Raw genomic sequence first — 21,259 nt, 5'->3', positions numbered from 1 at the left:
ATATAGTAAATATACACAGAATTACCACAATTCCTGTGGATTTTTTGTGAAAGAAGGCTTATAATGAACTCGACAGTAAAACTTGCGAATTGAAGGGGTTCGCAGAAGGGGGTTTTATTCAATGATTAGCTTCTTTGTGTGTCTTGCTATTTTAATTGGTGGTTATTTCATCTATGGCGGATACGTAGAAAGCTGCTTCCGTCCTCCTATCGATGACAGAAAGACTCCTGCCTATCGTCTGGAAGATGGCGTTGACTACGTACCTATGGAAAACTGGCGGGTTTTCCTGATTCAGCTGCTGAACATTGCCGGCCTGGGTCCTATTTTCGGTGCTCTGGCTGGGGCCATGTGGGGCCCGGCTGTATTCCTTTGGATCACTTTCGGCACGGTGTTTGCCGGCGGTGTCCATGACTTCATCTCCGGCGTACTGTCCGAACGGAACGATGGGGCCTCTATTTCCGAACTGTGCGGCAAATATCTGGGCACGACCATGAGACACATTATGCGTGGGTTCTCCGTTGTGCTGCTGATCCTGGTAGGCGTTGCCTTCACTACTGGCCCTGCCGGCCTGCTGACCAAGATTACCCCGCTCAGCTACAACTTCTGGCTGGTTATCTTACTGATCTATTATTTCTGTGCTACCTTCCTGCCGGTGGATAAACTGATCGGGAAACTGTATCCGTTCTTCGGATTCTGCCTGATCTTCATGGCTGTGGGCGTTGGGACCATGCTCTTTGCTGAAGGGTACCATGTTCCTGAAATCACCCTCACCAACATGCATCCGAAAGGAACCCCGATCTGGCCGATCATGTTCATCACCGTGGCCTGCGGCGCCATCTCTGGTTTCCATTCCACCCAGTCTCCTATTATGGCCCGCTGCATCAAGAGTGAACGTGACTGCCACAAGATCTTCTACGGAGCCATGGTCTGCGAAGGGATCATTGCTCTAATCTGGGCTGCTGCCGGTGTTTCCTTCTATGGCAACACTGCAGGCCTGAGCGACGCTTTCGTGAAATACCATGGCGCCGGCGGCGTTGTATATGACATCTGCTCCGGCCTGATGGGCTATCTGGGCACCGTCATCGCCATGATCGGTGTTATTGCCTGCCCTGTATCCTCCGCTGATACGGCCTTCCGTTCCGCCCGGTACACCATTGTTGACTGGTTCAAGATTGACCAGCACACCCTGGCTTCCCGTCTGAAACTGGCTTTGCCCATCATCGCTGTAGGCGGCATCCTGACCCAGGTAGACGTAACCATCCTGTGGAGATACTTCTCCTGGACCAACCAGACCCTGGCCATGCTGGTACTGTGGTCCGGTGCCATGTACCTGTACGCCAACAAGGGCAATGCCTGGATCGCTATTATCCCTGCTACCTTCATGAGCGCCGTATCCTGCACCTACATCCTGGTTGCCAAGGAAGGGCTGCAGCTGAGCACTTCCATTGCCTACCCTGTAGGCGTTGTGTTCGCCATCGTTGCCTTCTGCCTGTTCTGGAAACGGGCCAAGAAAGTGGACAGTGGGGAACTGGATATTGCAGACAAACCTGTCCAAGGCTGATCCCTTGTAAAAAATCGATTCCCTTCAGGAAAACCCGGGAGCTTGTCTCCCGGGTTTTCTTTTGCTTCCAGACTGTCTCCGGAGGCAGAACGGATGTGAGGGAGGCAAGGAATGAAAAAATGTAAATAAAAATAATTCATATGATGAATATGCGCTGAAATCCCATTTCTCTATAAAAAACATTACACTTTTCAGCAGAAGATGCATAAATTGAATAAAAGATATGTATATATAACATAAAGAAAAGAAAAAAGCCCTTTACTTGTATACAGGATATGGTATACTAGGAAACATCATCGTCAGTGAGAGAAAGACGAAAAAACGTATAGATTACAATATACAGGGAAGAGGGCATAATAATGGAACACAAGTATAACCCGGTTACGCCGGAACTGGTGGAAGAACTGAAAAAAGTGGTAGGGGACCGGTATGTAAAGACCGATGAAGAGTATCTGGAACAGTACCAGACCGATGAAGAAGGGAACCCCCATTTCTTCAAGAAGCCGGAAGTGGTGGTATTCCCCGGCACCACCGAAGAAGTGGCAGAAGTGGTGAAACTGGCCAACAAGTATCTGGTACCCATCACCCCCCGGTCCGCCGGCACCGGTGTGGCCTGCGGCGCCATCCCCATCTATCATGGCATGGTGGTGGAACTCCAGCGGATGAACAAGATCCTGAAACTGGATGCGGACAATTTTTATGCCGTTTGTCAGACCGGGGTATTCACCGGTCAGCTCCAGGCAGAAGCCAAGAAGGCCGGTGTCATGTACGCCGGGGATCCGTCCAGTGCGGAATCCTGCCAGATCGGCGGCAACGTGGCCAACAACGCCGGGGGCAACCGGGCCGTCCGGTACGGCACCACCCGGGATCAGATCTATGCCCTGAAAGTGGTCACTCCCACCGGGGATATTGTGGATGTGGGCGCCCGGCTGAAGAAATGCTCCACCGGCCTGTGTCTGGAACAGCTTTTTGCCGGCAGTGAAGGGACCCTGGGGATCATCACGGAAGTCACCGTAAAGCTTCGTCCTCTGCCTCCCTATTCCTTCAACATGGTCTGCGTGTTCAATACGGACAAGGAAGCCTTTGCCCTGCCCAACAAGATCCTGAAGGCCGGCATCGACCCCACTTCCATTGAATATATGGGCAACTCCGCCATCGACATGACCTGCAAATACCTGGACAACATGGAAATGCCCCATGTGAAGGAAGGGTGCTGCTACGTGATCGTTACGGTGGAAAGCTTCGACCAGGATGAATCTGACCGGAAAATGGAAAAACTCTGCGACCTGGCGGAAGCCAATGGCTCCATCGATGAATTCGAAGCGGATCAGCGGATCTGGACCCTGCGGAAACAGTTTGCTGAAGCCGCCCGGGACATTGACAAAATGTTCCAGACCGAAGACTTCGTGGTACCTCTGGACAAAATCGCGGACATGACCGCCCAGATCCCTGAACTGGAAAAGAAATACAACCTGTACACCGTGACCGTGGCCCATATCGGGGACGGGAACATCCATGTACTGCCTCTGAACAAATACGGCCTGTCTCCGGAAGACTGGTTCAAGACCATCAAAGCTTTCCATGCAGACCTGTTCCCCCGGGTCTATGCCCTGGGCGGGAAAATGAGCGGGGAACACGGCATCGGCTACAAGAAGCTGGAAGAATTTGCCCGCTGCACCCCTGAAGGGGAAGTAAAACTGATCAAAGCCATCAAACAAGCCCTGGATCCCAACAATATCATGAATCCCGGGAAACTGGTGGATGTGAACGGAGATTTTGTGGCGTAAAAAAAAGGGGGTGTTGCACGTTGCGTGTAACACCCCCTAGCTGTAGAGCCGCATAGCGGCTCAAGTCTGGAGTCTGAAGTCTGGAGCCGAATGTTAAATTTGCATGCAAATTTTTGAATGTGTAGAACCTTTAGACGAAATGATTGCTCAGATTGATTTCGATTCTGGTTGTACGTAATCAAAAGGATCCGTCTAGCCAGGCGGATCCTGTCCTGAGGCTTCCGACTTCAGACGCCTGACTTCCGACTAAGGGGCTGTTGCTCATGCAACAGCCCCTTTTTTCCTTTCCCCGTATGGATTATAATAAGAACTGTAACGATCCATCCAACAGAAGGGGCCTTGGGCCTACAGGAGTCCATATGAAACCATCCATGAAGGGGCTGCTCCTGGCGCTGGTGCTGTGGGGAAGCCTGCTGCCGGCCGCCTGGGCCGCCGGCGGAAACACAACTGAACAAGGAGCGGCCGCCCAGGAACCCGCGGAGGGGGCCGGAGGCCATCTGGAAACCAGTCAGCCTCTGGCGGAGTCCGGTATTTCCCGGCAGAAGGATCTGAAGGCGGAACTGCTGGCCAGATACGGCACCCGGGAAAAGGCACGGGAGGAATTCAAGGATCCCCGGAACGATGTACAGTTTTCCCTGCCGGAGGGCTTTGCCCTCCAGGGCCTTTACGGCCGGGGCAAACACCAGGAAGACATCCTGATGCGGGCTTCCCGGGGAGATACGATGCTGGTGTACATGGCCAACGGGGCCATGATGAAAACCGACGGTGAGAAGGAAGCCAAACCTTTCCAGTCGGAAAAGATCATGCTGGAACTGACCCTGCGGACCTATGAAGAAGAGGCCAAAGCCAAGGACATCCCGGTCCAGGCTGCGGAAATGGGCGAATTTGCCGGCCGGGAGGGGCTCCACATCCGGCAGCTGGAAAACGGGAAGGTGTCGGACCGGTACTTTTTCGGGGACCGGAAGAATCTGTACAGCCTCAGCTTCCTGGTTCCTGAAAAAGAGGCCGGGACCCTGGAACCGGCCGTCCGGCAGGTGCTGGATTCGCTGGAAATCGGCGGGGCCTATGAACGGATCACCCTGCCCCACAGCGGGGTTTCCTACGAAATCCCCTTTGGGAGCGTGGACATCCAGAAGGCAGCGGATCCCGGGGATCTCCACCAGCTGTCCCGGCTCCATCTGGACAACCAGCTGGTCACCGGGGTGATCTTCCAGTCTCTCCAGGAAAACATGGACTATGCTTTCCTGCCGGACAGCCTGGAAAATCTGTGTGACCAGGACCGGGAAAATCTCTGCCGGCTTATGACGGAGAACCGCCGGGCCAAGTGGGAGAAGAGCCACCCGGGCCTGTCCCTGAAGGAAAACCGGACCTATTTCTCCAAAGCGGCAGGGCGGACCTGTATTGTGGAGGAAGAAGTGACCCCGGGAGGCAAAAGCCTGGGATACGTGTTCCTCCGGAAGGGCACCCTTCTTTCCCTGGATTATTTCCAGCTGGGAGCCCGGGACCAGCAGAAGGTCATCGACCATTCGGTAAACAGCCTCCAGTGGAAGGATCCGGAGCCCCCTGCCCGGGCGGGTAAAAAGGTCCCGGCACCGAAACCCAAATATGGAGGAGAATAAAGGAGCTGACAGCCATGGAACAGAAAGAATTTGAGCAGGATGTGGACACCCTGGATCAATGGATCCGGGAATCTCAGAAAATCGTGTTCTTTGGAGGGGCCGGGGTTTCCACCGCCAGCGGCATCCCGGATTTCCGCAGCAAGGATGGACTGTACAACCAGCACGATGTGCGGTTCGACCAGTACCGGCCGGAATACCTTCTCAGCCACAGCTGCCTGGTGAATGAACCGAAAGTCTATTTTGAATTCCACCGGCAGAAAATGGATACCCGGAAGATCCAGCCCAACAAGGCCCACAAATGTCTGGCGGCCCTGGAAAAGACCGGGAAGCTGCTGGGCATCGTCACCCAGAACATCGACGGGCTCCACCAGAAGGCCGGCAGCCGGAAGGTGTTCGAAATCCACGGCAGTGCCCTGCGGAACTACTGCATGAGCTGCGGGAAGACCTATCCTGCGGACTACATCTTCGAATCCAAAGAACCGGTGCCCCACTGCTCCTGCGGGGGCGTGATCCGTCCGGACATTACCCTGTATGAAGAGATGCTCCCGGATGAAGCGGTGGAAAATGCTGTACGGGCCATTTCGGAAGCAGACATGATGATCATCGCCGGCACCTCCCTGACCGTGTACCCGGCCGCCTCCTTCATCAACTATTTCCATGGGAAACGGCTGGTGATCCTGAACCGGGATCCCCTGTCCGTCCATATGAAGGCGGACACCCTGGTGATCACGGAAAACATGGACAAGGTGTTCGGGGCCCTGGCGGCCAAAGAAGGAATTGCCCTGTAGGCAGGAAAGGATGCTTTTTCTGGGGCTTTTGTGCTATAATGACAGAAGTATTGCATAGAATTTTTGGGGGTTATAGTTATGTTGGATCTGAAATTTGTCCGGGACAACACGGAAAAGGTTGCCCAGGCTCTGAAAAACCGTCATGCGAAAGTGGATCTGGAAGAATTCAAGGCTTTGGACCAGGAACGCCGGTCCCTGCTCCAGGAAGTGGAAGGAGACAAAAGCCAGCGGAATACGGTAAGCGCTGAAATCAGCCAGATGAAGCGGAACGGGGAGGACGCAACGGAAAAAATCACCGCCATGCGGGCCCTGGGGGACAAAATCGCGGAAGCGGACAAAAAGGTGAAGGATGTGGAAGCACGGCTCCAGGCTGTGATGCTCACCATCCCCAACATGCCGGCGGCAGATGTGCCGGTGGGCAAGGATGATACGGAAAACCCGGAAGTACGGAAATGGGGGGAACCCACCTATTTTGACTTCGAACCGAAAGCCCATTGGGAAATCGGGGAAAAACTGGGGATCCTGGATGCGGAACGGGCTGCCAAAGTGTCCGGTGCCCGGTTCTACTACTACAAAGGGGCTGGTGCCCGTCTGGAACGTGCCGTCTACAACTTCATGCTGGACCAGCACACCCGGAAGGACGGCTATACGGAAGTGATCCCTCCCTATATTGTGAACACCGCTTCCATGACCGGCACCGGGCAACTGCCCAAATTCCACGAAGACATGTACAAGGTGGAAGGACAGGACATGTACCTGATCCCCACGGCTGAAGTGCCGCTGACCAACTACTACCGGGGTGAGATCCTGAACGGGGACGACCTGCCCATCTATCTTACCGCCATGACCCCCTGCTTCCGGGCAGAAGCCGGCAGTGCCGGCCGGGATACCCGGGGGCTGATCCGGCAGCACCAGTTCCACAAGGTGGAAATGGTGAAGTTCTGCAAACCGGAAACCAGCTATGACGAACTGGAAAAACTGGTGGGCAATGCAGAAGACATCCTGAAGGCCCTGAAGCTGCCTTACCATGTGGTGTGCCTGTGCACCGGGGATCTGGGCTTCTCCGCTGCCAAATGCTACGATGTGGAAGTCTGGTTCCCGGAACAGAACAAATACCGGGAAATCTCTTCCTGCTCCAACACGGAAGACTTCCAGGCCCGCCGGGCCAATATCCGGTTCCGCCGGGATGCCAAGTCCAAACCGGAATACGTCCATACCCTCAACGGCTCCGGACTGGCTGTAGGCCGTACGGTGGCCGCCATCCTGGAAAACTACCAGCAGGCCGATGGGTCCGTGGTGGTGCCGGAAGTGCTCCGTCCCTACATGGGCTGCGATGTGATTACGGGAGTCAATTCCTGATAGTGTGCAGATATTCACTACAATTGAATATTTATCCAACGCCCGCCTTTTCCGGCGGGTGTTTCTTTTGTTTCACAATAGGCCGGACGGGCTCATACGGGCTCATACTCCCTGATTCGTCCCAAATTGAGCAAAACAGAATTATTCATTGTTATGCTGAACAAAAGTGATTGGTGAATATTTTTCTTTAAACTCCTTAAAACTCCTTCCATCTCCTCGATTTTCCTTTATTTTCCTCTTGCACTTTCAGTTCATCGTAGTATAATGAACTACGAATTTAAGGAAGGCCGCGTCTGTCCCGGCAAAAGCCGGAACGCAGCTGCAGGCCCAAAGGGGGATGGATAATGAACGAACAAAGCTTTTTCCAATTGACCCAAGATGCTGTCACCAGCCTGGCTGAAAGGTATGGAACTCCTCTTCTGGTGCTGTCTCTGGAACAGGTTGAGAAAAACTATGATATCCTGCGGGAGCATATCCCGCAATTGAAAATACATTATGCCATGAAAGCCAATCCGGACCTCCATATCCTGGATCTGCTGATCAACAAGGGAGCCTGCTTCGACGTGGCCAGCGACGGAGAAATCCGTACCCTGAGCCAGCTGGGCGTTTCCGGGGACCGGATGATCTACGCCAACCCCATCAAGCTGGATGCCGGGTTCCAGGCCTGCCGGGATGCCGGGGTGTACCGGATGACCTATGACAGCGAAAGCGAGATCAAAAAGATCGCGGAACACTGCCCGGGTGCCACGGTGCTGCTGCGGCTGCGGATCGACAATGCCAAGGCCCATGTGGACCTGAACAAGAAGTTTGGCTGCCCCCGGGAAAAAGCCCTGGATCTGATGCTGAAGGCCAAAGAGGCCGGACTGGATGTGGCCGGCATTGCCTTCCATGTAGGCAGCCAGACGGTGGCGGCGGATCCCTATTTCCACGCCATGGACATTACCAAGGAACTGATGGCCGAAGCCCGGGCCAAGGGACTGACCATGCGGGTACTGGACATCGGCGGGGGATTCCCCATTCCGGAAACCGGAGTCCATTACAATCTGACGGCTCTCCTGGACCAGGTGTCTGCCCGGCTCCAGGAAGACTTCTCCGACCTGGAGATCTGGGCAGAACCGGGCCGGTACATGTGCGGCACCGCCGTGAACCTGATCACCCGGGTAATCGGGGAAAATGAACGGAACGGCCAGCACTGGTATTTCCTGGATGACGGGATCTACGGGACTTTCTCCGGGGTGATCTTCGACCAGTGGGATTTCAAGCTGATCAGCTTCAAGGAAGGGAAAAAGATCCCGGCCACTTTCGCCGGGCCCAGCTGCGATTCCCTGGACATTATGTTCCGGGGGAAGATGACCGAGCCTCTGGAAGTGGGGGACCTGCTGCTGGTCCCTGTCTGCGGGGCCTACACCTCCGCTTCCGCCACCACCTTCAACGGGTTTAAAAAGGCCCGGACGGTGATCTGGGAGGAAGTGCGGGAAGAACTGGGCATGGACGCCATGAGTGTGGCGGTGTAAGAAAAAGGGGCTGTTGCGTGAGCAACAGCCCCTTTTTGGGGTCTCGAGCTATGGGTCTCGAGTCTCAGGCCACTGGATAGAACCTGTCCTTCTTATTGTGTATAACCGTAGGGGGCGCAGGCCCGGCGCCCCGCAAAATGCGCAGATAATCGATGATTTGGCGGGCTGCCCGGCGTGCAGCCCCTACGGTACCGGTTTACCCGTTCAAAAATTTGCCTGGAAATTTTTCATTTGGCCCGTGACTGGCGACCCGCGGCCAGGGGTGCTGCGCGAAATGCGCAGCACCCCTTTACGTATGTCCGCAAAATCCGGAAATCTTCGTCAAACATGGTGATGTCCGCCCGTTTTCCTGGTTCCAGGGTGCCCCGGTCGGTGAGGTCCAGTTCCCGGGCCGGGTTGGCGGTGGCCAACTGGACGGCCTGGGGCAGGGTCAGGTGGGCCCATTTCCAGATGTTCCGGACTGCCTGTTCCATGGTCAGGATGCTGCCGGCCAGGGTGCCGTCTTCCAGGGTGGCCCGGCCGTCCTTTACGTACACGGTCTGGCCCCCCAGTTCGCTTTTCCCTTCTCCCAGGAGACAGGCCCGCATGGAATCAGTGATCAGCACTATCCGGCTGAGGCCCTTGGTCCGCACCGCCAGCTCCAGGGCCGCCGGGTGGATGTGGACCCCGTCGGCAATCAGTTCGCAGGTCACCGGCAGAGTCAGGGCTGCCCCCACCAGGCCGGGCTTACGGTGATGGAGAGGACTCATGGCATTGTACAGGTGGGTGATGTGGCTGGCCCCTGCAGATATGGCCCGGGCTGCCTCCTCATAGGTGGCGTCGCTGTGGCCCAGGGATACGATGATCCCCGCCCGGCAGCACCGGGGAATGAAATCCATGTCCGTAAGGGTCTCCGGAGCCAGGGTCAGGATCCGGATCAGACCGGTGAAGGGTTCCACCAGATCCCAGTGGGCTTTCTGGATGTGGCAGGCCTTCTGGGCTCCCTTATATCTTTCGCTGATGAAGGGTCCTTCCAGGTTGGCCCCCAGGATCTCCGCCCCGGTTGCTCTGCCCCGGGCTTCCCGGATGGCGGAAAGAGCCCGGGTGATGGCGTCTCCGCTGGACGTCATGGTGGTGGGCAGCCAGCCGGTGACCCCGGTGGATGGCAGCAGCCGGCTCATGGTTCCAAGGGCCTCCCGGGTGCCGTCCATGGCATCTTTTCCTCCGCAGCCGTGGATGTGGAGATTAAGGAACCCGGGGGATACATAGGCTCCCTGGGCATCGATGATCTCCGTGCCGGCCGGTAGCCGGTCCGGCTCACAGAATCCCTCCAGGGTCTCCCCGAACAGGAGCGCCTGTCCCTCCCGGATTTCTTGTGGTAAAATAAGTCTGCCGTTGATGATTGCTTTCATGGTGGATCTCCTTTTTCTGCTGACCATGGGGAAGGGATCCTCTCCATGGGGTACCTATCGACAAAACACTCTTTATTATAGCATAGCAAAAGGCTGGAGGTTTTTTTCAATGATCGATCTGGACAAGCTTTCTACGGAACAGCGGAATCCCGCTTCCGTTGCCATTGACAAGGTATCCACCCAGGAACTGGTGGAAATCATCAACCGGGAGGACCACAAGGTGGCCGATGCAGTGGAAAAGATCCTGCCGGCCATTGCCCTGGCCGTGGACCTGGTGGCGGACCGGCTGGGCCGGGGCGGCCGGCTGTTCTACATGGGCAGCGGCACCTCCGGACGGCTGGGGATCCTGGATGCGGTGGAGTGCCCCCCTACCTACAGCACCGACCCGGAACAGATCCAGGGGCTCATCGCCGGAGGCTATGAAGCCATCTTCCGGGCCAAGGAAGGGGCGGAAGACAGCGAGGAACAGGGCCGGGACGATATCTGGAACAAGGAACTGACTCCCCTGGATGTGGTGATGGGCATCAGTGCCTCCGGCCGGACTCCCTATGTGCTGGGGGGCATGAAGGAAGCCCGGGAACGGGGCTGCGCGGTACTGGGGCTCTGCTGCAGCCGCCAGTCCCCCATGGCCAAACTGGCGGATCTGTGCCTTACGGTGCTGCCGGGGCCGGAAGTGATCACCGGATCCACCCGGATGAAGGCGGGCACCGCCACCAAAATGGTGCTGAATATGATCACCACCGGAGCCATGGTGAAGCTGGGAAAGGTCCGGGGGAACCTGATGATCGACGTGAAGGCCACCAACGAAAAACTCCTGGAACGGGCCCTGCATATTGTCTGCACCGTCACCGGCTGTTCCCGGGAAGAAGCCCGGCTGAGCCTGGCCCGGAACCGGGGCAGTGCCCGGAAGGCCGTGGAGGAATGGGAGGCGGCCCATGGAAAATAAGGACCTGGCCCGGGCCATCCTGGACCTGGTGGGGCCCCGGGACAACGTGCTCCAGGCCAGCCACTGCATGACCCGGCTCCGGCTCCAGCTGGCGGACCGGGCAGTGGACCGGCAGGCCCTGGAAAAACTGCCGGGGGTCATGGGGATCAATGAGGCGGGACCGGAACTCCAGATCATCCTGGGGCCGGGAAAGGCTGCCCAAGTCACCGATGCTTTCCAGGCTCTGCTCCAGGAAGCACCGGATCTTCCAGGGGAAAAGAAGGAAACAGAGCAGCCGGTTCTGGGAGATTTCACCGGAAAAGTGGGGGACGGAAAAGAACTCCATGAGGCCATCCGGGCCCGGAACGCCACCCCCGGGAAATTGTTTCTGAAACGGATCGCCGGAATCTTTGTGCCTCTCATCCCCGGGTTCATCGGCTGCGGTCTTTTGACCGGGATCCTGAACATCGTCCGTCGGCTGGATCCCCAGCTGGCCGGTCATGCTTTTTTCCAAATCCTGGGACTGGCCGGGAATGCTGTGTTCTGGGCCATGAACCTGTTCGTGGGCTGGAACGCCGCCAAAGAGTTCGGCGGGTCTCCGGTGCTGGGCGGAGTCCTGGGGGCTCTCATCAGCCATCCGGGCCTTGCCGGGATCACCCTGTACGGCCAGGCCCTCATCCCTGGCCGGGGAGGCGTGGTGGCGGTGCTGCTGGCAGCGGCCCTGGGAGCCCTGTTGGAAAAACGGATCCGCAAACTGGTGCCGGAAGCCCTGGACCTGTTCCTGACTCCCTTCCTGGTACTGGGGATCATGGCTTTTGCCACCCTGTTTGTGTTCCAGCCTTTGGGAGGCTGGGCGGCGGAAGGCATCGGCTATGCCGCCACGGAAGCAGTGAGCCGGGGCGGAGCCTTTACCGGCTTTGTGCTGGGGGGCCTGTTCCTGCCCCTGGTGATGCTGGGAGTCCATCAGGGACTGACCCCCATCCATGCCCAGTTGATCGCCCAGTACGGGTACACCATCCTGCTGCCCATCCTGGCCATGGCCGGCGGAGGACAGGTGGGAGCCGCTCTGGCAGTATATGCCAGGACCCGGGATCCCCGGATCCGGAAAGTGGTGGCCTCCGCCCTGCCAGTGGGTTTCCTGGGCGTGGGGGAACCGCTGATCTACGGGGTCACCCTGCCCCTGGGACGGCCTTTCATCGGAGCCTGCATCGGGGGTGCCTGCGGAGGCGCCGTCCAGGCGGCCTTCCAGGTGGGGGCGGCGGCCCTGGGGATTTCCGGTCTTCCTCTGGCTCCCAGCACCACCAACGTGCCCGTGTACCTGCTGGGGCTCCTGGTTTCCTACGCAGCCGGTTTCGCGGCCACCTGGGTGCTGGGGTTTGAAGAGAAAAGTGCAGAGTGAAGAGAAAAAACACTTAACCACCTAATCACTTAACCACTTAACCACTGAATGATTCCCTCAAGGAGGCGTTCGAGTATGACGAAATTGGCAAAAGGGATTTCCCTGTACCCCGGCCTGGGACGGCCTTTGGAAGACTGTCTCCGGCGGCTGGAAGAGGCTGCGGCACTGGGGATCACCCGTCTGTTCCTTTCCTTCCACATCCCGGAAACAGATCCGGAGGCCTTTGAACGGGAAGTGGCACCGCTTTTGGCCCGGGCCCGGGAACTGTCCATGGAAACCGTAGGGGATCTGGTGCCCGGGCGCCCGGTACCGGAAACGCTGACTTCCCTGCGGCTGGATGACGGATACACTCCGGAAGCCATGAAGGCCCTCCAGGACCGGTATCCGGACCGGAAACTGGTGCTCAATGCTTCTGCGGTGGGAGAAGACCTGCTGGAAGCACTGGAACGCCAGGGGGTGGACCTGTCCCGGATGGAAGCCCTCCACAATTTCTATCCCCATCCCCACACCGGCCTTTCCGAAGGCTACCTGCGCCGGCAGAATGACCTGTTCCACCGGCTGGGAATTCCGGTAGGGGCCTTTGTGGCCAGCCGGAAGGGACGGCGGGGGCCCCTTCGGGAAGGGCTCCCCACCCTGGAACAGGACCGGCACCGGACCGTATCCCAGGGAGCCCGGCAGCTGGCGGCCCTGGGCCTGGACGCTGTATACATCGGGGACGACGGTCCGGACCGGCAGGAACTGGAAGATCTGGCCCGGGTATCCGGTGAGGTGCTGGAACTGACCCTCCAGGTGTGGGAGGACAGGCCCCTGTACCCGGTACTGGCACACCATGTGTATGAAACCCGTCCGGACGAGGCGGAAGAAGTGATCCGCACGGTAAACAGCCGGGCCCTGTGGAAAGGGGTGGAAATTCCCAAACTGCCTTTCCGCCGCTGCCATGCCGGGGATGTGACGCTGGACAATCCTCTTTACGGCCGGTATGCCGGGGAACTGGAGATCTGTCTCACGGAACTGCCGGCGGACCGGCGGGTGGATGTGCTGGGAAGGATCCCGGAAGAGGAACGGTTCCTGCTGAAGTATCTGCCCGGAGGGAAAAAGTTCCGGTTCCGGGTGGTGAAGATGGACACCGGAATATGATATAATAAACAATAGTCTGCATGAAGGAGAGATACAATATGAGTTCTACCAATCTGGAAATGGGAATCGTGGGCCTGCCCAACGTGGGCAAAAGCACCCTGTTCAACGCCATCACCAAGGCAGGGGCCGAAGCGGCCAACTATCCTTTCTGTACCATAGAGCCCAACGTGGGCGTGGTGGACGTGCCCGATGCCCGGCTGAAAGTGCTGGCGGACATGTTCCATTCCAAAAAGATCGTACCGGCGGGGATGAAGTTCGTGGACATTGCCGGCCTGGTGAAAGGGGCTTCCAAAGGGGAAGGCCTGGGGAACAAGTTCCTGTCCCACATCCGTCAGACCGATGCCATCGCCGAAGTGGTCCGGTGCTTTGAAGATGGGAACATCACCCATGTGGAAGGATCCATCGATCCGGTCCGGGACGTGGAAATCATCAACACGGAACTGTGCCTGGCGGATCTGGAAAGCGTGGAAAAGCAGCTGGTGAAGGCCCAGAAGCTGATCAAGGCCGGGGACAAGAAGGCTGCCGCCCGGGCTGACCTGCTCCAGCGGATTTCCGATGCCCTGGGAGAAGGGATCCCGGTGCGCCGGGTGGAAATGACCGACGATGAAAAAGCCGGCCTGAAGGAACTGGATCTCCTGACCTCCAAACCCATCCTCTATGTGGCCAATGTGGCGGAAGAAGAAGCGGCGGACTGGTCCGGGAATCCCTATGTGAAGGCCCTGGAAAACTATGCCGCCAAAGAAAACGCCCAGGTGATCGTGATCTCCGCCAAAGTGGAAGAAGAGATTGCCGAACTGCCGGAAGACGAAGCCAAGGAATACCTGGAAATGGAAGGCCTTTCCGAAGCCGGCCTGGACCGTCTCATCAAAGCCGGGTTCAAGCTGCTGGGGCTCCAGACCTTCCTTACCGCCGGGGAAATGGAATCCCGGGCCTGGACCATCGTCCAGGGTTCCACCGCGCCTCAGGCAGCCGGGAAGATCCATACGGACTTTGAAAAAGGCTTCATCCGGGCGGAAATCGTCTCTTATGACGACCTGGTGAAGTGCGGCTCCAAACAGGCGGCCAAGGAAAAGGGCCTGGTGCGTCTGGAAGGCAAGGACTACATCATGCAGGACGGGGATGTAGTGGAATTCCGTTTCAACGTGTAAAAACAGGAAAAGAGGTGCGTGCCCATGCTGTTTGATACCCATACCCATGCAGATTATTCCTGCGATGCGGAACAGACCATCCAGGATGCTGCAGCAGCGGCCAGGGCTCAGGGAATCGGGATTATCCTGACGGAACACTGGGACCTGTACTATCCCACCAATCCGGAGATGTTCCTGTTTGACATCGACGACTATTTCAAAAAGGACGGGCCTTACCGCAGCAGCCAGGTGCTCCTGGGCATCGAGGTGGGGCTCCAGCCCCGGGCCATCGAGGAAGACCGGAAAATGGTCCAGGCCCATCCCTTTGACGAAGTGGTGGGGTCCATGCACTGTTTCGACGGGCTGGACATGTACGAACCCACCTCCTATGAAGGGCTTACCAAGGACCAGGCGGTGCGCCGGTACCTGGAGAATTCCGTCCGGTGCCTGGAAAGGAAGCCGGATTTCGATTCCTACGGGCACATCGACTATATCTGCCGGTACATGCCCTATCCGGATCCCAATCTGTATTATGAAGACCATCCGGACCTGTGGGACCGGGTGTTCCGGCTGCTGATCGCAGAGGACAAGGCCCTGGAGATCAACACCCGGCGGCTGGGGGATGACAGCGTGATCCCGCCCCTCCTGAAGCTGTACAAACGGTTCCGGGAACTGGGAGGGAAATACGCCACCCTGGGCAGTGACGCCCATTACAAGGAACATGTGGGCCGGGATTTCGCCAAGGGGAAACAGATGGCCGAAGAAGCGGGCCTGACCCTGGTGTACTACAAAGAACGGAAGCGGATCCGCTGCTGACAAATGGGCCTTTGGGCCCATTTTCCATACATTTGTCACGGCTATATTCTTGTTTTCGTTTCTTTTCCCTGTTATAATACTCTGGTATCACCATCACAAAGGAGAGTGGAGAACATGGGCCGTCAGCGCCTGGGCATCCTGGGCGGGACCTTCGATCCCATCCACAACGGACATCTGATGATCGCCCGTGCCATGCTGGACAAACTGGGACTGGACAGGATCCTGTTCATCCCGGACTACATTCCGCCCCACAAACGGGGCTGGCACTGTTCTCCCTCTGCAGACCGGCTGGCCATGACCATCCTGGGGGCAGGGGAAAATCCCCGGTACACGGTTTCCTCCATGGAACTGGACCGGGGCGGCGTATCCTACACCTGCGATACCCTCCGGAAGCTCCACCGGAAATGGCACCGGTTCTACGATCTGTACTTCATCATCGGGGCGGATTCGGCAGAACAGCTGCCCACCTGGCACCATATCCGGGAGGCCATGACCTATGCCACCTTTGTGGCGGCGGCCCGGCCCGGCTTTGCTCCCCAGAAGGAGAAAGTCAGCGAGGATCTGGCCCGGCAGGGACTGAAGAATCTGGTCTGGGTGGATACACCGGAACTGGACATTTCTTCCACAGCGATCCGGGAACGGATCCGGAAAGGCGAACCGGTGGATACCATGATCCCCAAGGCAGTAGCGGAATACATCGAACAGAGAGACCTCTACCGTCAGTAGGGGCTTCTCTGTTTTTTTCTTGGGAGGGGAAAACCTATGGAATTGAACGAAATGAAAGAACGGCTGGAAAAAGAACTGCCGGCCAAACGCTTCCATCATACCCTGGCCGTCAGCCAGACGGCCGTTGAACTGGCCCGGCTGTACGGAGTGGACGAAGAGAAAGCCGCCATTGCCGGCCTGCTCCATGACAGCGGGCGGCAGGTCCCCAAAAAGGATTTCATTGCCAGGGCGGCGGAACTGGGCATTGAACTGGATGAAGTGGAAAAGAACCAGCCCATCCTGATCCATGCCAAACTGGGGGTCTATTACGCCCAACATGAATTCGGGGTCACGGATCCGGACATCCTGTCCAGCATCCGGTACCACACCACCGGGGCAGCCCATATGAGTCCTCTGGCCATGGTGATCTACCTGGCGGACCTGGTGGAGCCCAACCGGGATTTCCCCGGGGTGGACACCATGCGGGAAGAAGTGAAGAAAGGCCTGGAAAACGGTATGCGGAAGGCCTATGCACATACCATGGAATATCTCCTGGACCAGGAGATGCTGATCCATCCCGACTGTCTGGCCGGGTACAATGAACTTGTCCTGAAAGAGAAAAAGAATCAGAAATAACAGGAGCAGAACAAAAGATGACAGACCAAAAGAAAACAGGGAACCGGCGGTACAAGAAACGGCTGCGGAAAGGACGGGCCTTCTTTTCCCTGGTGATGATCCTTTTCCTCATGGCCAGCTGCTTTGCGGCAGGCATGCGGATCTACAACCGTTTCTTCCGGCCCCGGGCTCAGGTGGCCGAAACCCAGAAGGATACCCTGACTACGGAAGGGTTCTCCAACCGGATCAATGTGCTGCTCCTGGGGACGGACGATGGGGACAGCGAAGACTTTGACAAGGACGTGCCCAAACGGACGGACGCCATGCTGTTGGTGAGCTTCGACCCGGAAAACAGCCAGGTTTCCGTCCTGAGTCTGCCCCGGGATACCCGGGTGACCATCCCCGGACGGCGGGGCCATGACAAGATCAACGCGGCCTACGCCTACGGGGGCGTGAATCTGGCCAAACGGACTGTGGCCAATCTGCTCCAGGTGCCGGTGAACCACTACATGCAGGTGGACTGGCAGGGCTTCATCAAAGTGGTGGATATGCTGGGCGGGGTGGACCTGGATGTGGAACAGGACATGGATTACGAAGACCCCTACGCAGACCTGAAGATCCACCTGAAGAAGGGAAAACAGCATCTGAACGGGGAAAAAGCCGGGGAATACGTCCGGTTCCGTCATGACGAAATGGGGGACATCGGCCGGGTGGAACGGCAGCAGAAATTCATGAAAGCCCTGGCCAAACAGGCCTTCACCGTGGGGAACATGGTGAAGCTGCCCGTGATCATCGGCACGGCGTCAGAGTATGTGAAAACGGACATGACCTTCATCCAGCTGGTGAAGGCGGCCAACTGCCTGCGGATCTTCGGCGAAGGGGGCGTGAAGAGCGCCAGCCTGAAGGGGGATTTCGGGGACATCGGCGGCGTCAGCTACTGGGTCACCACTCCCTCCAAGATTGCTGCCACCCTGGACGAACTGAAGATCCCCCACCGGCGGATCCCCAGCATCTGAGTGCACAAACGTTCTGTGAAACGAGAAATATGAGTTTTTATGAGAAAGGAAGGATGATACTATGACCGGAAAAGAACTGGCCAACAAAATTGCAGCGGCGGCTGCGGACAAAAAAGCACGGGATATCCTGTTGCTGAACATGGAGGGACTGTCTTCCGTAACCGACTACTTCATGATCTGCTCGGCTCCCAGCACCACCCAGGTGCGGGCTATTGCCGACGGTATCGAAGACAAACTGGCCCAGGAAGGGAAGCTGCCGGCCCACAAGGAAGGGTACAGCGAAGGGAACTGGGTGCTGCTGGACTACGGTGACTGTGTGGCCCATGTGTTCCAGGAATCCCAGCGGAATTTCTACAATCTGGAACAGCTGTGGGCGGACGCTCCCAGCGAAAGTTATACGGAGACGGAAGCATGAGAAAAGAGCGTGGACCGGTAACCGTCAAGACTGTGGGCCGATATCGGGTGGGGGATGTGTGCGAGATGACCGTGGCCCGTGTGGGGGAAGCGGGAGCTTTCCTGGATGCGGGCACCGGCAGCACCTCCGATGACATCCTGCTCCACCAGCACCAGCAGACCAGCCCGGTGAAAGTGGGAGACAAGGTGAAAGTGTACCTGTACCTGGACGCCAAGGGCCGGATGACCGCCAGCATGAAGCTGCCCAAAATGCGGGAAGGCCAGCTGGGCTATGTAAAGGTCCTGTCCGTCACCCGCCAGGGGGGCTTTGTGGACATCGGCGCCGAACGGGGGGTATTCCTGCCCTACAGCGAAATGCGGGGCCATGTGTCTCCGGGTCAGCTGGTATGGGTGAAGCTCTACCGGGACAAAAGCGGCCGGCAAGCGGTGACCATGCGGGTGGAAGAGGACATGGTCCGGGCTTCCGTGCCTGCCAAAGATGTGAAGGTGGGGGATGAACTCACCGGCACCGTCTACAACATCCTGCCGGAAGGGTTCTTCCTGCTGACCACCCAGCGGTATCTGGCCTTCATCCACCGGAGCGAAGTGCCTGACGGACGGCTGGACTTCGGTCAGAAGGTCACCGGACGGGTCACCTTCGTCCGGGAAGACGGCCGGGTGGACATGTCCCTCCGGGAAGTGAAGGAAAAAGCCATGGTCACCGACAGCGAACGGATCCTGGCCCTCCTGGAAAAACGCCAGGGCACCATGCCCTACAGCGATGCCACCCCGCCGGAAATCATCAAAGACGCCTTCGGCATTTCCAAAGCCGCTTTCAAACGGGCCCTGGGGCGCCTGATGAAGGAAGGGAAGATCACCCAGGAAAACGGGTGGACCAGTCTGGTGAAGTAAGGGAAGCTGCGCTTTCCGCCAATGGTCAATTGTCAATGGCCGAGGGAAGCCTGCTGGCACAGGCTTTGAACGGTTTTTTTTCAAAACCATGAAAAAAGTTGTTGACAGGAACCCCTTTTGGGGGTATACTTAAGAAGTCGTTTGGGGGCATAGCTCAGCTGGGAGAGCGCTTGCATGGCATGCAAGAGGTCAGGAGTTCGATCCTCCTTGTCTCCACCAAATGAAAAGTCAGTACCCTTGCGGTTGTGATACCGCAAGGGTATTTTTTGTATCTGGGGCCGTTGAACGTTGACAGCTGAACGTTGAAGGGCTGTTGCTCATGCAACAGCCCTTTTTTATTCCGTTTTACTTCATCGAAGGCGGTATAAAAATTCTCTTGGGGGGATGCTCTTCCAAGTGTCGTTCTAAAAAATGATTTAAATAGTTATAAAAGCGTTCTTAAAAATGTAAAATAAAGTAAAAATATCATTCTAAAAATGTTTCAAGTTGATGGTTATCATCTCCATACCTTCTTTCCTGGGCAGGCCCCGGGATACGCAAAAAGGCGCTGCCGGAAGGGGACATCCTGCAGGGCAGGATCCCGTTCTTCCGACAGCGCCTTCTGGTTCTCCCGGGCAGAGAGTGGAGCTCTGCTTCCAGTACGGGGACGGGCTGTCCAACATCCTGTGGCCTACGGCCATGGCCCCGGTGTGTGCCGGCATCGCCGGGGTGAAGGTCCAGAAGTGGTGGAAGTGGTTCGTGCCCCTGTTCCTGATGCTCCTGGCCACCCAGATGGTGACCGTGGCCATAGCGCTGTTGATCAACTGGCAGTGAAAAAGGGGGAATATTGCACGTGAAAAATATGTATGCAATATCCCCGTCAATGGTCAATCGTCAATGGCCGAATGATAAAATTTGCAGGCAAATTTTTGGATGTGTAAATCGGTACCGTAGGGGCTGCACGCCGGGCTGCCCGCCAAATCATCGATTATCTGCGCATTTTGCGGGGCACCGGGCCTGCGCCCCCTACGATTATACACAATAAGAAGAACCTGGCCGAAGGACAGGTTCTATCCAGTGGGCCGCGACTCACGACTCGCGGCCCGTGACCTCAAAAAGGGGCTGCTGCTTATGCAGCAGCCCCTTTTTTTCCGCTGTCCGGCTTGAAGAACCTCCGGATCACAAAGGGCACTCCCATGGCCAGCATGAGCACCCGGACCAGCTGGTAGGTAAGGATCACAGCTACATCCTGGTGCATTTCCAGGCCGGTAAGGCACATTTCCGCAATGCCTCCGGGGGCCAGGGCCAGAAAGGCGGTAAGGGTGGAAAAACCGTAGAGCCGGGACATGAACAGGGACAGGGCGACGCTGGAAGCCACCATCAAAAGGGAACCCAGGAGTACGTTGGGAATCAGTTCCCGGGTCTTCAGCAGTTTTTCCCGGTCCATCATGGTGCCGATGTACAGGCCGATGTGGAGCTGGGCAAAAGCCATGGCGGGAGCCGGGACCCGGGGCACACTGCCCTGCCACAGAGCAAAGAGGGAAGTGATCAGAATGGGTCCCAGCAGCTGCCCTGTGGGCATATGGGTCTTTTGGGCCAGGAACCGGCCCAGGAACACCAGGGGGAACACCAGCAGCCAGCCCGGATGGAACAGGCTCCGGAAATCACCCAGGGTGGTGACCCACAGACTGGCGCCGGCGGCCCGGGTGATCTGGCCTCCGAACAGGTTGATGGCCAGGAAGGGCACGCTGACTTCCACCACGAACAGCCGCAGGCACTGGGAGACTACCACCACGTTTTCGTCTGCTTCCTCATAATCGTCCATGAGCACGGTCATGGCTGTCAGTCCTCCCGGCAGGCAGCCCATAATGGAACTGAGCAGGTTGGCGAAGGTGTGCCGGTGCATGTGGATGGCCACGGCCACGGAAACGCCCAGGGTGAACAGGCTGGCACCCAGGATCCCCAGGGTTTCCTGGCTCATTTTAAGGAAGGTGTCCGGGGTGCAGTTGCTGCCGATGCCGTAGCCGGCTACCCCCAGCATCAGCCCCCGCCAGGCCCGGGGCCATTGGAAGGAATTATCCAGAAAAGTGCGTACAACAAAACCGGTGATGATGCCTCCCAGCAAATAGGGAATGGGGATGGCCAGCTGCCGGAGCAGGAAGCCCAGCAGGGCGGATGCCAGTAAGGCGGGAAAACGTTGTTTCATGGAAAGATCT

The 21,259-nt window shown here is 57.4% G+C and carries 19 protein-coding genes and 1 tRNA gene; 18 read left to right on the top strand and 2 right to left on the bottom strand.

The annotated features are described in order from the left end of the window. Window positions 1–121: 121 nt before the first annotated feature. The 6 genes from ACTQY5_RS03610 to ACTQY5_RS03585 all read left to right on the top strand — a co-directional run bounded on the left by ACTQY5_RS03610 (window position 122) and on the right by ACTQY5_RS03585 (window position 8,628). The gene (locus ACTQY5_RS03610; RefSeq protein ID WP_022487929.1) at window positions 122–1,561 is read left to right on the top strand and encodes a carbon starvation CstA family protein; all 1,440 of its coding nucleotides are present in this window, start codon (window positions 122–124) and stop codon (window positions 1,559–1,561) included. 359 nt (window positions 1,562–1,920) lie between these two features. Further along, window positions 1,921–3,348 (top strand): FAD-binding oxidoreductase, encoded by a 1,428-nt coding sequence (locus tag ACTQY5_RS03605; RefSeq protein WP_022487930.1) that lies wholly within the window; start codon window positions 1,921–1,923, stop codon window positions 3,346–3,348. 359 nt (window positions 3,349–3,707) lie between these two features. After that, complete coding sequence (locus tag ACTQY5_RS03600) at window positions 3,708–4,967, top strand: hypothetical protein (RefSeq protein WP_022487931.1); 1,260 nt, start codon at window positions 3,708–3,710, stop codon at window positions 4,965–4,967. A gap of 14 nt (window positions 4,968–4,981) precedes the next feature. Next, complete coding sequence (locus ACTQY5_RS03595) at window positions 4,982–5,755, top strand: NAD-dependent protein deacylase (protein WP_441368825.1); 774 nt, start codon at window positions 4,982–4,984, stop codon at window positions 5,753–5,755. Between the two features lie 78 nt (window positions 5,756–5,833). Further along, window positions 5,834–7,114: a serine--tRNA ligase gene (serS, locus tag ACTQY5_RS03590; protein ID WP_022487933.1), complete on the top strand. Its 1,281-nt coding sequence runs from the start codon at window positions 5,834–5,836 to the stop codon at window positions 7,112–7,114. A gap of 344 nt (window positions 7,115–7,458) precedes the next feature. Then, window positions 7,459–8,628, top strand: a complete 1,170-nt coding sequence (locus tag ACTQY5_RS03585; RefSeq protein WP_022487934.1) for a type III PLP-dependent enzyme — start codon at window positions 7,459–7,461, stop codon at window positions 8,626–8,628. A 227-nt stretch (window positions 8,629–8,855) separates the two neighbouring features. Here the strand turns inward: ACTQY5_RS03585 and nagA are convergent, their stop codons facing one another. Further along, window positions 8,856–10,019 carry an N-acetylglucosamine-6-phosphate deacetylase gene (gene nagA, locus ACTQY5_RS03580; protein ID WP_022487935.1) on the bottom strand — a complete coding sequence of 388 codons (1,164 nt, stop codon included), beginning with the start codon at window positions 10,017–10,019 and terminating at the stop codon, window positions 8,856–8,858. Between the two features lie 109 nt (window positions 10,020–10,128). On the opposite strand from nagA, the gene murQ reads away from it, so the two are divergent. From murQ to ACTQY5_RS03520, 12 genes are all read left to right on the top strand, one after another. Beyond that, on the top strand, window positions 10,129–10,965 hold the full coding sequence (murQ, locus tag ACTQY5_RS03575) for an N-acetylmuramic acid 6-phosphate etherase (RefSeq protein ID WP_022487936.1): 837 nt from the start codon (window positions 10,129–10,131) through the stop codon (window positions 10,963–10,965). Continuing rightward, window positions 10,955–12,343, top strand: coding sequence for a PTS transporter subunit EIIC (locus ACTQY5_RS03570; protein WP_022487937.1), 1,389 nt, complete (start codon window positions 10,955–10,957; stop codon window positions 12,341–12,343). Before murQ ends, ACTQY5_RS03570 begins: the two co-directional genes overlap by 11 nt. A gap of 75 nt (window positions 12,344–12,418) precedes the next feature. After that, window positions 12,419–13,480, top strand: a complete 1,062-nt coding sequence (locus ACTQY5_RS03565) for a MupG family TIM beta-alpha barrel fold protein (protein WP_288310824.1) — start codon at window positions 12,419–12,421, stop codon at window positions 13,478–13,480. Between the two features lie 38 nt (window positions 13,481–13,518). Beyond that, entirely contained in the window at window positions 13,519–14,628 is a 1,110-nt protein-coding gene (gene ychF, locus ACTQY5_RS03560; RefSeq protein WP_288310823.1) for a redox-regulated ATPase YchF, read from the top strand. A gap of 24 nt (window positions 14,629–14,652) precedes the next feature. Then, window positions 14,653–15,423: a histidinol-phosphatase HisJ family protein gene (locus ACTQY5_RS03555; RefSeq protein WP_441368824.1), complete on the top strand. Its 771-nt coding sequence runs from the start codon at window positions 14,653–14,655 to the stop codon at window positions 15,421–15,423. 114 nt (window positions 15,424–15,537) lie between these two features. Then, the gene (nadD, locus tag ACTQY5_RS03550) at window positions 15,538–16,149 is read left to right on the top strand and encodes a nicotinate-nucleotide adenylyltransferase (protein ID WP_288310821.1); all 612 of its coding nucleotides are present in this window, start codon (window positions 15,538–15,540) and stop codon (window positions 16,147–16,149) included. Window positions 16,150–16,185: 36 nt separating this feature from the next. Then, the gene (gene yqeK, locus ACTQY5_RS03545) at window positions 16,186–16,764 is read left to right on the top strand and encodes a bis(5'-nucleosyl)-tetraphosphatase (symmetrical) YqeK (RefSeq protein ID WP_022487942.1); all 579 of its coding nucleotides are present in this window, start codon (window positions 16,186–16,188) and stop codon (window positions 16,762–16,764) included. 17 nt (window positions 16,765–16,781) lie between these two features. Further along, entirely contained in the window at window positions 16,782–17,759 is a 978-nt protein-coding gene (locus ACTQY5_RS03540; RefSeq protein ID WP_022487943.1) for an LCP family protein, read from the top strand. Between the two features lie 61 nt (window positions 17,760–17,820). Further along, the gene (gene rsfS, locus ACTQY5_RS03535) at window positions 17,821–18,174 is read left to right on the top strand and encodes a ribosome silencing factor (protein ID WP_012937544.1); all 354 of its coding nucleotides are present in this window, start codon (window positions 17,821–17,823) and stop codon (window positions 18,172–18,174) included. Then, window positions 18,171–19,064 carry a CvfB family protein gene (locus tag ACTQY5_RS03530; protein WP_022487944.1) on the top strand — a complete coding sequence of 298 codons (894 nt, stop codon included), beginning with the start codon at window positions 18,171–18,173 and terminating at the stop codon, window positions 19,062–19,064. Before rsfS ends, ACTQY5_RS03530 begins: the two co-directional genes overlap by 4 nt. Window positions 19,065–19,207: 143 nt before the next feature. After that, a tRNA-Ala gene (locus tag ACTQY5_RS03525) sits at window positions 19,208–19,283 on the top strand. Window positions 19,284–19,685: 402 nt separating this feature from the next. Next, window positions 19,686–19,877, top strand: a complete 192-nt coding sequence (locus ACTQY5_RS03520) for a hypothetical protein (protein ID WP_441368823.1) — start codon at window positions 19,686–19,688, stop codon at window positions 19,875–19,877. 295 nt (window positions 19,878–20,172) lie between these two features. Here the strand turns inward: ACTQY5_RS03520 and ACTQY5_RS03515 are convergent, their stop codons facing one another. Beyond that, complete coding sequence (locus tag ACTQY5_RS03515; protein WP_302573865.1) at window positions 20,173–21,249, bottom strand: AbrB family transcriptional regulator; 1,077 nt, start codon at window positions 21,247–21,249, stop codon at window positions 20,173–20,175. Window positions 21,250–21,259: the final 10 nt, after the last annotated feature.

Origin of the sequence: Acidaminococcus sp. HCP3S3_H5 (genome assembly GCF_052122235.1) — a bacterium.
Classification (GTDB): Bacteria; Bacillota; Negativicutes; order Acidaminococcales; family Acidaminococcaceae; genus Acidaminococcus.
This window is presented reverse-complemented; position numbering and strand designations above follow the sequence as displayed.

Coding starts and splice junctions, on each gene's coding strand:
- rsfS (WP_012937544.1), top strand. CDS start 17,821: ATGACCGGAAAAGAACTGGCCAACAAAATTGCAGCGGCGGCTGCGGAC.
- ACTQY5_RS03600 (WP_022487931.1), top strand. CDS start 3,708: ATGAAACCATCCATGAAGGGGCTGCTCCTGGCGCTGGTGCTGTGGGGA.
- yqeK (WP_022487942.1), top strand. CDS start 16,186: ATGGAATTGAACGAAATGAAAGAACGGCTGGAAAAAGAACTGCCGGCC.
- ACTQY5_RS03515 (WP_302573865.1), bottom strand. CDS start 21,249: ATGAAACAACGTTTTCCCGCCTTACTGGCATCCGCCCTGCTGGGCTTC.
- ACTQY5_RS03610 (WP_022487929.1), top strand. CDS start 122: ATGATTAGCTTCTTTGTGTGTCTTGCTATTTTAATTGGTGGTTATTTC.
- ychF (WP_288310823.1), top strand. CDS start 13,519: ATGAGTTCTACCAATCTGGAAATGGGAATCGTGGGCCTGCCCAACGTG.
- murQ (WP_022487936.1), top strand. CDS start 10,129: ATGATCGATCTGGACAAGCTTTCTACGGAACAGCGGAATCCCGCTTCC.
- ACTQY5_RS03570 (WP_022487937.1), top strand. CDS start 10,955: ATGGAAAATAAGGACCTGGCCCGGGCCATCCTGGACCTGGTGGGGCCC.
- ACTQY5_RS03565 (WP_288310824.1), top strand. CDS start 12,419: ATGACGAAATTGGCAAAAGGGATTTCCCTGTACCCCGGCCTGGGACGG.
- nadD (WP_288310821.1), top strand. CDS start 15,538: ATGGGCCGTCAGCGCCTGGGCATCCTGGGCGGGACCTTCGATCCCATC.
- ACTQY5_RS03585 (WP_022487934.1), top strand. CDS start 7,459: ATGAACGAACAAAGCTTTTTCCAATTGACCCAAGATGCTGTCACCAGC.
- serS (WP_022487933.1), top strand. CDS start 5,834: ATGTTGGATCTGAAATTTGTCCGGGACAACACGGAAAAGGTTGCCCAG.
- ACTQY5_RS03530 (WP_022487944.1), top strand. CDS start 18,171: ATGAGAAAAGAGCGTGGACCGGTAACCGTCAAGACTGTGGGCCGATAT.
- ACTQY5_RS03605 (WP_022487930.1), top strand. CDS start 1,921: ATGGAACACAAGTATAACCCGGTTACGCCGGAACTGGTGGAAGAACTG.
- ACTQY5_RS03595 (WP_441368825.1), top strand. CDS start 4,982: ATGGAACAGAAAGAATTTGAGCAGGATGTGGACACCCTGGATCAATGG.
- ACTQY5_RS03540 (WP_022487943.1), top strand. CDS start 16,782: ATGACAGACCAAAAGAAAACAGGGAACCGGCGGTACAAGAAACGGCTG.
- nagA (WP_022487935.1), bottom strand. CDS start 10,019: ATGAAAGCAATCATCAACGGCAGACTTATTTTACCACAAGAAATCCGG.
- ACTQY5_RS03555 (WP_441368824.1), top strand. CDS start 14,653: ATGCTGTTTGATACCCATACCCATGCAGATTATTCCTGCGATGCGGAA.